General features: G+C 74.3%; 13 protein-coding genes. 9 read left to right on the top strand and 4 right to left on the bottom strand.

The window, feature by feature from the left end; translation table 11 throughout:
* Positions 1-10: 10 nt before the first annotated feature.
* Positions 11-784: an SDR family NAD(P)-dependent oxidoreductase gene (locus tag DMP15_RS05535; protein ID WP_337825519.1), complete on the top strand. Its 774-nt coding sequence runs from the start codon at positions 11-13 to the stop codon at positions 782-784.
* A gap of 5 nt (positions 785-789) precedes the next feature.
* Here the strand turns inward: DMP15_RS05535 and DMP15_RS05540 are convergent, their stop codons facing one another.
* On the bottom strand, positions 790-1,749 hold the full coding sequence (locus tag DMP15_RS05540) for an FAD-dependent oxidoreductase (protein ID WP_073576584.1): 960 nt from the start codon (positions 1,747-1,749) through the stop codon (positions 790-792).
* A gap of 83 nt (positions 1,750-1,832) precedes the next feature.
* Between DMP15_RS05540 and DMP15_RS05545 the strand changes: the two genes are divergently transcribed.
* Complete coding sequence (locus DMP15_RS05545) at positions 1,833-2,267, top strand: hypothetical protein (RefSeq protein ID WP_083658797.1); 435 nt, start codon at positions 1,833-1,835, stop codon at positions 2,265-2,267.
* Here the strand turns inward: DMP15_RS05545 and DMP15_RS05550 are convergent.
* Positions 2,255-2,887 carry a TenA family protein gene (locus DMP15_RS05550; RefSeq protein ID WP_073576583.1) on the bottom strand — a complete coding sequence of 211 codons (633 nt, stop codon included), beginning with the start codon at positions 2,885-2,887 and terminating at the stop codon, positions 2,255-2,257. The two genes, DMP15_RS05545 and DMP15_RS05550, sit on opposite strands and share 13 nt — an antisense overlap.
* A 121-nt stretch (positions 2,888-3,008) precedes the next feature.
* Between DMP15_RS05550 and gabP the strand changes: the two genes are divergently transcribed.
* Together gabP and DMP15_RS05560 are read left to right on the top strand one after the other, a co-directional pair.
* Positions 3,009-4,412 (top strand): GABA permease, encoded by a 1,404-nt coding sequence (gene gabP, locus DMP15_RS05555; RefSeq protein WP_073576582.1) that lies wholly within the window; start codon positions 3,009-3,011, stop codon positions 4,410-4,412.
* Between the two features lie 45 nt (positions 4,413-4,457).
* Complete coding sequence (locus tag DMP15_RS05560) at positions 4,458-5,222, top strand: GntR family transcriptional regulator (RefSeq protein ID WP_073576581.1); 765 nt, start codon at positions 4,458-4,460, stop codon at positions 5,220-5,222.
* 7 nt (positions 5,223-5,229) lie between these two features.
* Here DMP15_RS05560 and DMP15_RS05565 read toward each other — a convergent pair whose 3' ends face one another.
* Positions 5,230-5,739 carry a VOC family protein gene (locus tag DMP15_RS05565; RefSeq protein WP_073576580.1) on the bottom strand — a complete coding sequence of 170 codons (510 nt, stop codon included), beginning with the start codon at positions 5,737-5,739 and terminating at the stop codon, positions 5,230-5,232.
* 57 nt (positions 5,740-5,796) lie between these two features.
* Positions 5,797-6,228 (bottom strand): AsnC family transcriptional regulator, encoded by a 432-nt coding sequence (locus DMP15_RS05570; protein WP_073576889.1) that lies wholly within the window; start codon positions 6,226-6,228, stop codon positions 5,797-5,799.
* A gap of 122 nt (positions 6,229-6,350) precedes the next feature.
* On the opposite strand from DMP15_RS05570, the gene ddaH reads away from it, so the two are divergent.
* The 5 genes from ddaH to DMP15_RS05595 all read left to right on the top strand — a co-directional run bounded on the left by ddaH (position 6,351) and on the right by DMP15_RS05595 (position 11,299).
* A complete protein-coding gene (gene ddaH, locus DMP15_RS05575) occupies positions 6,351-7,151 on the top strand; it encodes a dimethylargininase (protein WP_073576579.1) in 801 nt (266 codons plus the stop codon).
* A complete protein-coding gene (rocD, locus tag DMP15_RS05580; RefSeq protein WP_073576578.1) occupies positions 7,148-8,368 on the top strand; it encodes an ornithine--oxo-acid transaminase in 1,221 nt (406 codons plus the stop codon). The genes ddaH and rocD overlap by 4 nt, the downstream gene beginning before the upstream one ends.
* A gap of 17 nt (positions 8,369-8,385) precedes the next feature.
* The gene (locus tag DMP15_RS05585) at positions 8,386-9,120 is read left to right on the top strand and encodes a phosphoglyceromutase (RefSeq protein ID WP_237453871.1); all 735 of its coding nucleotides are present in this window, start codon (positions 8,386-8,388) and stop codon (positions 9,118-9,120) included.
* Positions 9,121-9,345: 225 nt separating this feature from the next.
* Positions 9,346-10,608 (top strand): sensor histidine kinase, encoded by a 1,263-nt coding sequence (locus DMP15_RS05590; RefSeq protein ID WP_083658796.1) that lies wholly within the window; start codon positions 9,346-9,348, stop codon positions 10,606-10,608.
* A 1-nt stretch (position 10,609) separates the two neighbouring features.
* A complete protein-coding gene (locus tag DMP15_RS05595; RefSeq protein WP_062398072.1) occupies positions 10,610-11,299 on the top strand; it encodes a response regulator transcription factor in 690 nt (229 codons plus the stop codon).
* Positions 11,300-11,321 lie beyond the last annotated feature (22 nt).

The following is an 11,321-nucleotide window of genomic DNA, read 5'->3' on the forward strand; positions in this document are numbered from 1 at the left end:
CCCGCCGATCATGGGAACGAAGGACGGCACGGTCGCGATCGTCACCGGAGCGGGCTCGGGCATCGGCGCCGCCACCGCGCGGCGGTTCGCGGCGGACGGGGCCACGGTCGTGCTGACCGGGCGGACGAAGGAGAAGCTCGACGACGTGGTGGCCGGCGCCGACCCGGCGGTCGCCGAACGGATGCACGTGCTGGTCGCCGACTCGTCCGACGAGGAGGCGATCACCCACCTCGTCGACGAGGTCGCGTCCGGCTTCGGGCGGCTGGACACGCTGGTCAACAACGCCGCGGTCGCCCGGCCGGGCACCGCGGAGCAGACCTCGACCGAACAGTGGCGGTTCGTGCACGCCGTCGACGTCGACGGGGTCTTCTTCGCCTCCCGCGCCGCGGTGCCGCACCTGCGCACGACCCGGGGGTCGATCGTGAACGTGACCTCGGTGTCGGGGCTGGGCGGGGACTGGGCGAACGTCGCCTACAACTCGGCGAAGGGCGCCGTCGTCAACCTCACCCGGGCGATGGCGCTCGACCACGGCGGCGAGGGGGTCCGGGTCAACGCGGTCAGCCCGTCGTTGACCCACACGGAGATGACCGAGGGCATGACCGGCGACGAGGACCTGATGGCCCGCTTCGCCGACCGCATCCCGATAGGCCGCGGCGGCGAGCCCGCCGAGGTCGCCGACGTGATCGCCTTCCTCGCCGGGCCCGACGCGCGGTTCGTCACCGGGGTCAACCTGCCCGTCGACGGCGGGCTGTCCGCGTCGAACGGGCAGCCGCGGATGTCCTGACCGGGTCAGGGGGCGTCGGCGAGGTCCGCGACGTCGTCGGCACAGCCCCAGGACAGGGTGATGCCGGAACCGCCGTGCCCGTAGTCGTGGATCACCCGCGGCAGGGTCGCGGTGGCGGGCTCGGCCTCCAGCCGCACCTCCGGGCGGGCCGGGCGCAGGCCCGCGAGGTGCTCCAGGACCTCGGCGTCACGCAGGGCGGGGACGATGTCGCGGCAGCGTCGTAGAATCGCCTCGCCGGCGGCCGGGTCCGGCGTCGCGTCCCAGACGCCGTCGTCGAGGGTGCCGCCGAGGACGCAGTCGTGCGCGCGGGGGTGCACGTACGCGCGTCCGCCGGGGTGCGCCTCGTCGCGGACCGACATCGTCAGGCCGGGGTTGGTGACGCGCACGATCTGTCCCCGCACCGGGGTCACCGTGGTGTCACCGACCAGGGTGCGCGCGCCCATCCCGGAGCAGTGCACGACGAGGTCGGCGTCCCGGCCGGCCTCGTCGAGCGAGGTGACGCGGCGGCGTTCCAGGACGATCCCGCGGCGCCCGGCCTCGGCGGCCAGCCAGGGCAGGTGCACCGGCATCTCGACCAGCGGCACCGCGAAACGCAGGCCGTGGGCGTAGCCGGGCGGCAGCTCGCCGGGCCGGGCCGGGCGGACCTCGCCGACGGCGTCGGCCCACCACTGCGGCTCCGGCTCGGTCCGGTAGAGGGTCAGCGACTCCCGCATCACGACGCCGGGGACGCCGTCGGCGGCCTGTCGGGCCAGCTCGGTGAAGGTGCGCCGGCCCCAGTCGAGGACCTTGTCCCGCGGCCCGGCGCGGGTCGGGAACCACACCGCCGCGGCCAGGTGCGACGTCGACGCCTCCACCGGCGCGTCGGCCAGCACCCGTACCGACCAGCCCCGCTCCCGCAGCCGGACCGCGCAGCTCAGGCCCGCGATCCCGGCGCCGACCACCACCGCCCGTCGGTTGCCTCCCATGCCGGCGATCCTCGCAGCCACCGGCCCCGGATCGTCATCCGGACGTCGACGCCCGGCCACCCCCGGGGCGCACACTCGGCCCGGTGACCGCACCGCTGCTGACCGGCCCGGCGCTGGCCCGCCGGGCCGCGCTCGTCCTCGCCGTCCCGCTGCAGGCCGCGCTGGGCGCCCGGCTGCTCGACGACGCCGACCCGGCCGCCGGGGTCGCGTTCACCGTCGACGAGCTCGCCGACGGCGGCGCGGGCGGCGCGCACGCCGGTGCGCTGGCCGTCGGGCTGGAGGTGGCCGCGCTGCTCGCGGCCCTGCCGCACCTCACCGAGGCCGAGCACGCGGTGTCGGTGTCCACCGCGGTCACGCTGTCCGCGCAGGCCCGGCGGGGCCGGGAGGTCGCGTTTCGCGGAACGCTCGACCGGCGCACCGGCCGGTCCGCGTTCACCTCGGTGACGGCCGTCTGCGACGGCGTCGTGGTCGCCCGGGCCCAGGTCGTGAAGGCCGTCGTCGGCCTTCAGCCGGGGTAGGCGGCGTCGAAGAACGCCAGCTCCAGGTCCACCGCGCGCACGAACAGCGCCGCGACCCGCTCCCGGTGGGTGGGGTCGAGGCGGTCGGCGGCGCGGTCGAGCTCGTCGCGCAGGAACGCGACCCACTCCTCGAACTCGACGCCGCGGTGCAGCTCGATCCACTCGCGGGAGATCCGGTCGTCGGGGGTGGTGGCGCCCGGCCGTGTCGCCCAGTCCAGGTACAGCCACTCGGCGACGACCAGCACGGCCAGCGTCTCGGCGTACCCGGCGTCGCGTGCCTCGTCCATCAGGTCGACGAACCCGACGGTCGGCGCGGTCCGCTCCGGCTCGGTGTGCCCGTCCAGCTCACCGAGCGAGCGCTCGAAGTAGTCGTTCTCCGGGCCCGCGACCAGCCCCAGCTGACGGGCCAGCCGGACCCGCGGGCCGGGCCGGTCGGCCGTCGCGACGGCGGCGCCGAGCAGCGCGAGGAACGAGTCGACGAACTGCAGGTCCTGCTCCAGGTAGTGCCGCAGCACGCCGCGGTCCAGGCTGCCGGACCACAGCTCGTCGACGAACCGGTGTCCGACCGCCGCGTCCCAGGTCGCGGCCGTCGACTCGCGCAGCTGCACGCTGAATCCCATGTCGCCCAGGCTAGGCGCAGCCCCCGGACGCGGCCCGGGCTGTGACAACGGACGACGCCCGGGTGACCATTGCGCAACGCACCGGCCACCGCCCGCTGTGGCACCGAGCAGGGGAGGCGCCATGACGGAGACCGCGAACCGGACGGAGGCCGGTGGCGAGCTGAAGGCGGGGCTGCGCGACCGGCACGTCACGATGATCAGCATCGCCGGGGTGATCGGCGCCGGGCTGTTCATCGGCTCCGGCAGCGCGATCGCCACCGCGGGCCCCGCGGTGCTGCTGGCCTACCTCTTCGCCGGGACGCTGGTCGTGCTGGTGATGCGGATGCTCGGCGAGATGGCGGCCGCGCAGCCGGACTCCGGCTCGTTCTCCACCTACGCCGACCGGGCGATCGGGCCGTGGGCCGGGTTCACCGTCGGCTGGCTGTACTGGTGGTTCTGGGTCCTCGTGATCCCGGTGGAGGCCACCGCGGCCGCGGTCATCCTCAACTCGTGGCTGCCGGGGGTGCCGCAGTGGGGCTGGGCGCTGGCCGTCACCGTGCTGCTGACGGTGACCAACCTGTTCTCCGTCGCCAACTACGGCGAGTTCGAGTTCTGGTTCGCCCTCCTCAAGGTGGTCGCGATCATCGCGTTCATCGTCGTCGGGGTGCTCGCGGTGCTGGGCCTGCTGCCCGGCTTCGTCGGCGACGACTCGTCGGTGTCGGGGCTGTCCCGGCTGGTGTCCGAGGGCGGGTTCCTGCCGAACGGGCCGGGCGCGGTGGTCGCCGCGGTGCTGGTGACGATGTTCAGCTTCATGGGCACCGAGATCGTCACGATCGCGGCTGCGGAATCCGGCGACCCGGCCCGCGGGATCGGCCGGGCCACCCGCTCGGTGATCTGGCGGATCGCGGTGTTCTACCTGGCCTCGATCCTGCTCGTCGTCGCGATCGTCCCGTGGAACGACCCGCGGCTGCCCGAGGTCGGCTCCTACCAGGCGGCCCTGGAGGCGCTGGGCGTCCCGTCGGCCAAGCTGATCGTCGACGTCGTGGTGCTCGTCGCCGTCGCCAGCTGCCTGAACTCGGCGCTGTACACGGCGTCGCGGATGCTGTTCTCCCTCGGTCGCCGCGGGCAGGCCCCGGACCTGGTCAACCGGACCACCGGGCAGGGTGTGCCGCGGTTCGCGGTGCTCGGGTCGACGCTGGTCGGATTCGTCGCGGTGATCGCGAACTACGCCTTCCCAGAGGAGGTCTTCGCCGCGCTGCTCGCGACCTCCGGCGCGATCGCGCTGCTGGTCTACCTGGTCATCGCGGTGTCCCAGCTGCGGATGCGCCGGGTGCTGGAGCGCGACGGCGTCGCGATGCCGGTGCGGATGTGGGGCTACCCGGTGCTCACCTGGTCGGTGATCGTCGTGATCCCGGTGGTGCTCGTCTACATGGCCACCCGCGAGGGCTCGCGCTTCGAGCTGGGCATGACCGCGCTCATCGCGGCCGGCGTCGTGGGTGTCGGCGTGCTGCTCACCCGGCGTCGCGCGCGGGCCGTCGTGCGGTGACCCACGGCGCTCGCCTACGGTGATCACGCGCGAGGGGGTGGGGCGATGACGGCGCGAGCACTGGTCCGCGACGGGACCATGCCGCTGTGGCAGCAGCTGCTCGCGGACCTGCGCCGCCGGCTGTCCGACGGCGAGTTCGACGAGGCCCTGCCCGGCGAGTTCGCGCTGGCCGCCGACTACGGGGTCAGCAGGCACACCGTGCGTGAGGCGCTGCGCCGGCTGCGGGAGGACGGCGCCGTCGTCGCCGGGCGGGGGCGGGTCGCCCGCCCGACCGTGCGCTCGGAGATCGAGCAGCCGCTCGACGAGCCGTACTCGCTCTACGTGGCGGTCGAGTCCGCCGGGCGCACCCAGCGCAGCGTGGTGCGGACCTTCGAGGTCCGCGCCGACGGCGTGGTCGCGGCCCGGATGGGGCTGGAGGAGTCCACGCCGCTGGTGCACCTGGAGCGGCTGCGTCTCGCCGACGCCGAGCCGCTCGCCGTCGACCGGGTGTGGCTGCCCGAGGAGCTGGCGGCGCCGCTGCTCGACGTCGACTTCACCCACACCGGCATCTACCCCGAGTACCGGCGTCGCTGCGGGATCCGCGTCGACGGCGGCATGGAGAACATCCGGGCCGTGCTGCCCGGGCGCGGCGAGCGGGAGCTGCTCGGCATCGACGAGGGCGTCGCCGCCCTGTCGATCGAGCGGCTCGGCCTGTCCGCCGGGCGGCCCGTGGAGTGGCGACACACCCTGGTCCGCGGCGACCGGTTCTCGGTCACCGCCCGGTTCTCGTCCCGCTCGGGTTACCGGGTGGACCTCAACGAGCCCGGCTGAGGCGGGCTCAGGCCGGGACCGAGACGCCGATCCCGCCGCGGGTGTCCGCGCCGTAGCGGGCGATCTCGGCCGCGATGTCGAGCGGCTCGATGCGCATGTCGTGGTCGTCGCCGTCGATCAGGGCCGCCGGGACCAGCCAGCACACCTCGAACTCCAGACCGTCGGGGTCCTTCGCGTAGAGCGCCTTGGTCGTGCCGTGGTCCGAGGCGCCGACCAGCGCCCCGGCCGCCTGCAGCCGCTCGCCGATCCGGGCGAGCTCGCCGAGGGTGTCGACCTCCCACGCCAGGTGGTAGAGCCCGACGGTGCCGCGGCCCGCCTGCGAGGCCCCGGCCTGCGCGCCGATCCCGAACAGGGCGAGGTCGTGGTCGTTGGTCGAGCCCTCGGCCTGCAGGAACGCACCGCGCCCGCCCGGGAGCTCGACGACCGGGCGGAAGCCGAGGGTGTCGCGGTAGAAGCCGACGCTGCGCGCGACGTCGCGGACGTAGAGGACGGCGTGGTTGAGACGCTGGACGGGCACGGCTGCTCCTTTGGTTGAACTTTCAACCGACTACGGTACGCGATGACCCGTGAGAGTTCAACGAGTCACCAGCCAGGTCAGGACGACGGCCGAGCGGGTGTGGTCGACGTCGGCCGCGAGCCGCAGCCGCTCCAGAGCGTCCTCCAGGGACCGCACGTCGCGCGAGCGCAGCAGGACCAGCGCGTCGGCCTCCCCGGTGACCGTCCCCGCCGTGACGACCTCCGGCACCGCCGACAGCATCCGCTGCAGCTCGGCCGGGGCGACCGTGCCGCGGCAGAACAGCTCGACGTAGGCCTCCACGCCCGGGGCCCGTTCGGCGTCCGGGTCCACCTGCACGGTGAAGCCCCGCACCACGCCGCGGGCGGTCAGCCGGTCCACCCGGCGCCGCACCGCCGACGCCGACAGGCCCACCCGCTCGCCCAGCTCGGCCCAGCCGGCCCGCCCGTCGACCCGGAGGAGGTCCAGCAGTCTGCGGTCGATCGCGTCGATCCCGTCCACGACGCCGGATGCTAGACCGGAGCGCGCGGAACCAGCGCCGAGCCGGTACAGCACGCGCAGATCGTGCGCCTGAAGCCGGGAAACGCACGGGGTAGGCGCGCCATGCTGTGCCCATGACCTCTGTGCTGATGTGCCGCCCCGAGCACTTCACGGTGAGCTACCGGATCAACCCGTGGATGCGTCCGGAGCAGGCGACCGACACCCGGCTCGCGCTGGCGCAGTGGGAGACCCTGCACGCGGTCTACCGCGACCTCGGGTTCGACGTCCGGCTCGTCGACCCGCTGCCCGGGTACCCGGACATGGTCTACGCCGCCAACGGCGGCACCGTGATCGACGGGACCGCGCTCACCGCCCGGTTCCGGCACACCGAGCGCGCCGCCGAGGGGCCCGCGTACGGCGCGTGGTTCCGGGCCGCCGGGTTCGCCGTGCACCAGGCCCGCCACGTCAACGAGGGCGAGGGCGACCTGCTGCTCGTCGGCGACACCGTCTACGCCGGCACCGGGTTCCGGACCGACCCGCGTGCGCACGGCGAGGCCGCGGAGGTGTTCGGCCGCGAGGTCGTGTCCCTGCAGCTGATCGACCCGCGCTACTACCACCTCGACACCGCGTTCGCGGTGCTCGACCCGGCCGGCGGGCCGGGCGCGGTCGCCTACCTGCCCGGCGCGTTCGACGACGCCTCCCAGGAGGTGCTGCGGTTCCGCTTCCCCGACGCGGTGGTCGTCTCCGACGACGACGCGGCCGTACTGGGCCTGAACTGCTTCTCCGACGGGCGCACCGTCGTCCACGCGCCCCAGGCCGAGAAGTTCGCCGCCGACCTGGCCGAGCGCGGGTTCGGCACCGTCGGCGTCGACACCGCGGAGCTGCGCCGGGGCGGCGGCGGGATCAAGTGCGCCACGCTGGAGCTGCGGTCGTGACCGCCGTGGTACCGGGCACCGACCCGCAGATCGCCCTCGCCGAGGAGTTCGGTGTACGGAACTACGCGCCGTTGCCGGTGGTGCTGTCCCACGGCGACGGCGCCTGGGTCACCGACGTCGACGGCGTCCGCTACCTCGACGCTCTCGCGGGCTACTCCGCGCTCAACTTCGGGCACCGCCACCCCGCGCTCACCGCGGCCGCGCACGCCCAGCTCGACACGCTCACCCTGACCGCGCGGGCGTTCCACAACGACCGGCTGCCGGCGTTCCAGCGCGATCTCGCCGCGCTGACCGGCACCGAGGCCGTCCTGCCGATGAACACCGGCGCGGAGGCCGTCGAGTCCGCGGTGAAGGTCGCCCGCGCCTGGGGGTACCGGGTGAAGGGCGTGCGGCCGGGGGCGGCGCGGATCGTCGTCGCCGGGGGGAACTTCCACGGCCGCACGACGACGGTGGTCTCGTTCTCCGACGACCCGGTCGCCCGCGACGACTTCGGCCCGTTCACCCCCGGCTTCGACCGCGTCCCCTACGGCGACGCCGACGCGCTGGCCGCCGCCCTCACCGACGACACCGTCGCGGTGCTGCTCGAACCGGTCCAGGGCGAGGCCGGGGTGCTCGTGCCGCCGCCCGGCTACCTGCGCGCGGTCCGCGAGCTCACCGAGCAGCGGGGCGTGCTGCTGGTCTGCGACGAGATCCAGTCCGGGCTGGGCCGGGCCGGGGCCACGCTGTGCGCCGACCTGTCGGGGGTGCGCGCCGACCTCTACACCCTCGGCAAGGCGCTCGGCGGTGGGATCGTGCCGGTCAGCGCCGTCGTCGGGCGGCGCGACGTGCTCGGCGTGCTGCGCCCCGGCGAGCACGGCTCCACCTTCGGCGGCAACCCGCTCGCCGCCGCCGTCGGGTCCGCGGTGTGCGCGCTGCTGGCGACGGGGGAGTACCAGGCGCGGGCCCGTGAGCTCGGCGCGCACCTGGACGCGCGGCTGCGTGCGCTGCCCGGGCTCACCGCCGTGCGCGGGGTGGGGCTGTGGTCCGGCGTCGACGTCGACCCGCGGATCGGCACCGGCCGCGACGTGTGCGTCGCACTCGCCCGGCAGGGGGTGCTGGCCAAGGAGACACACGGCGTGACCGTGCGGCTGTCCCCGCCGCTGGTGGTCACCCACGACGAGGTGGACGTGCTGGTGGACACGTTCGGGACCGCGCTCGGGGACCTTTCCCGCGGGTAGGTGGCAGGCTGTCGGCCATGCCGACCCTCGTACTGCTGCGCCACGGTCAGAGCGACTGGAACGCGAAGAACCTGTTCACCGGCTGGGTGGACGTGCCGCTCTCCTCCCAGGGCGAGGCGGAGGCCCGCCGGGGCGGCGAGCTGCTGGCCGAGGCGGGCGTCGCGCCCGACGTCGTACACACCTCGCTGCTGCGCCGGGCCATCTCCACCGCGAATATCGCCCTCGACGCCGCCGACCGGCACTGGATCCCGGTCAAGCGCGACTGGCGCCTCAACGAGCGCCACTACGGCGCGCTGCAGGGCAAGGACAAGAAGCAGACCCTGGAGCAGTACGGCGAGGAGCAGTTCATGCTCTGGCGCCGCTCCTACGACACCCCGCCGCCCGCGATCGAGAAGGGCTCGGAGTACTCCCAGGACGCCGACCCGCGCTACGCCGGCGTCGACGCCCCGCTGACCGAGTGCCTGGCCGACGTCGTCGACCGGTTCCTACCCTACTGGACCGAGGCCGTGGTGCCGGACCTGCGCGAGGGGAAGGTCGTGCTGCTCGCCGCGCACGGCAACTCGCTGCGCGCGCTGGTGAAGTACCTCGACGGCATCTCCGACGCCGACATCGCCGGCCTGAACATCCCCACCGGCATCCCGCTGGTCTACGACCTCGACGACGACCTGACGCCGACGAACCCGGGCGGGCGCTACCTCGACCCGGCCGCGGCGCAGGAGGCCATCGCCGGGGTGGCGAACCAGGGCCGCTGACCCCACCGCCCCCGCCCGCTGCACCCCCGGGGATGTCCCCAGGGTCACTTTCGTGGCTTAGAGCGCTACGAGAGTGACCCTGGGGGCACCCCGGGGCGGGGGGGAGGGGTTCGCTGAACCCACGGTGAACGGGGACCGAACAGTGTCGCGCGGAGGGGTCGCGGGCGTCACCATCCGGTGTCCGGCGCTGGTCAGGGGGTACCCCCGGCTGCCTACCATGCACCCGTGACCACGCTCGCGTGGCTGATCACGGCCCTCGCCCTGCTCCTCGGTCTCACCGCCGGGGCCGCACTGGCGCGACGGTCGTCGCACGGCCGACCCAGCCCCGGCACCGGCCGCCCCCCGGCGGACCCCGTGGCCGCCGACGGACCCACCCTCGGCGAGCTGCTGCACCGCACGTTCCGCCAGTCGAGCTCCGGGCTCGCCGTGGTCGGGGCCGGCGGCGAGGTGCTCCTGCACAACCCGCGGGCCGCCGCGCTCGGCGCCGTCGCCGGTGAGCGGCTCGACCCGCGCGCGCTCGCCGCCTGCCGGCGCGTGCAGGGCAGGGACCGGCTGCTCGCCTCCGGCGACTACACCGTCGATCTCTCGCCGCTGGACCGCACGCCCCGCGGCCCGGTCGCGGTGCAGGCCAGGGTCCGCTCCCTCGGCGACGGCTTCGCGCTGGTCGAGGCCGTCGACACCTCCGAGGTGGCCCGGCTGGAGGCGACCCGGCGCGACTTCGTCGCCAACGTCTCGCACGAACTCAAGACCCCGGTCGGCGCGGTCGCGCTGCTGGCCGAGGCCCTGCTCGACAGCCTCGACGGCCTGGAGCCCGCCGACGGCGGCGAGCCCGACCCCGACGCCGTCTGCGAGGTCCGCCGGTTCGGCGACAAGCTGCTGCGCGAGGCCACCCGGATGGGGAACCTGGTCTCGGAGCTGATCGCGCTGTCCCGGCTGACCGGCGCCGAACGGCTCCCCGCGCTGGCCGCCGTCGACGTCGACGAGGTCGTCTCCGAGGCGCTGGCCCGCAGCCGCACCTCCGCCGAGTCGCACGCCGTCGAGATCACCGCCGACGAGACCTCGGGGCTGGTCGTCGACGGCGACCGCACGCTGCTCGTCACCGCGCTGACGAACCTGCTGGAGAACGCGATCGCCTACTCCGCGGCGGACTCGTCGGTGTCGGTGAGCCGCCGCTCGGTCGACGGCTCGATCGAGATCGCGGTGACCGACCGCGGCATCGGCATCGCCCCCGAGCACCAGCAGCGGGTCTTCGAGCGCTTCTTCCGGGTCGACCCGGCCCGCTCGCGGGCCACCGGCGGCACCGGTCTCGGCCTGGCGATCGTCAAGCACGTCTGCGCCAACCACGGTGGCGAGGTGCGGCTGTGGAGCCGTCCCGGCACCGGATCGACCTTCACCATGCGCCTGCCCGCCCGGATGGGCATCGGCGGCGCCCCCCACGGTGAGGCTGCCGCAGGCAGCTCCCCCCAGACCGCCGGAACCGGAGGATGAGATGACCAGGGTGCTGATCGTCGAGGACGAGGAGTCCTTCGCCGACCCGCTCGCGTTCATGCTGCGCAAGGAGGGGTTCACCACCGCCGTCGCGGCCAACGGCAACGACGCGCTGAGCGAGTTCGACCGCAACGGCGCCGACATCGTGCTGCTGGACCTGATGCTGCCCGGCATGAGCGGTACCGACGTCTGCAAGGCGCTGCGTTCCCGCTCCGCCGTGCCGGTGATCATGGTGACCGCCCGCGACAGCGAGATCGACAAGGTCGTCGGGCTGGAACTCGGCGCCGACGACTACGTCACCAAGCCCTACTCGGCGCGCGAGCTCATCGCCCGAGTCCGCGCGGTGCTGCGCCGCGGGGGCGAGACCGGCGGCGAGACCGAGGGCGGCACCGGTGTGCTGGAGGCCGGGCCGGTGCGGATGGACGTCGAGCGGCACGTCGTGTCGGTCAACGGCGACGAGGTCGCGCTCCCGCTCAAGGAGTTCGACCTGCTGGAGTACCTGCTGCGCAACGTCGGGCGGGTGCTCACCCGCGCCCAGCTGATCGACCGGGTGTGGGGCGCGGACTACGTCGGCGACACCAAGACCCTCGACGTGCACGTCAAGCGGCTGCGGTCCAAGGTCGAGGGCGACCCCTCGACGCCCAAGCACCTGGTCACGGTGCGCGGGCTCGGCTACAAGTTCGACGTGTGAGCCAGGGGTTGCCCGACCGTCG

This window comes from Pseudonocardia sp. UM4_GMWB1, assembly GCF_017312155.1.
Taxonomy (GTDB): domain Bacteria; phylum Actinomycetota; class Actinomycetes; order Mycobacteriales; family Pseudonocardiaceae; genus Pseudonocardia; species Pseudonocardia alni.

Coding starts and splice junctions, on each gene's coding strand:
- DMP15_RS05535 (WP_337825519.1), top strand. CDS start 11: ATGGGAACGAAGGACGGCACGGTCGCGATCGTCACCGGAGCGGGCTCG.
- DMP15_RS05550 (WP_073576583.1), bottom strand. CDS start 2,887: ATGGGATTCAGCGTGCAGCTGCGCGAGTCGACGGCCGCGACCTGGGAC.
- DMP15_RS05560 (WP_073576581.1), top strand. CDS start 4,458: ATGACGGCGCGAGCACTGGTCCGCGACGGGACCATGCCGCTGTGGCAG.
- DMP15_RS05585 (WP_237453871.1), top strand. CDS start 8,386: ATGCCGACCCTCGTACTGCTGCGCCACGGTCAGAGCGACTGGAACGCG.
- DMP15_RS05595 (WP_062398072.1), top strand. CDS start 10,610: ATGACCAGGGTGCTGATCGTCGAGGACGAGGAGTCCTTCGCCGACCCG.
- DMP15_RS05540 (WP_073576584.1), bottom strand. CDS start 1,749: ATGGGAGGCAACCGACGGGCGGTGGTGGTCGGCGCCGGGATCGCGGGC.
- gabP (WP_073576582.1), top strand. CDS start 3,009: ATGACGGAGACCGCGAACCGGACGGAGGCCGGTGGCGAGCTGAAGGCG.
- ddaH (WP_073576579.1), top strand. CDS start 6,351: ATGACCTCTGTGCTGATGTGCCGCCCCGAGCACTTCACGGTGAGCTAC.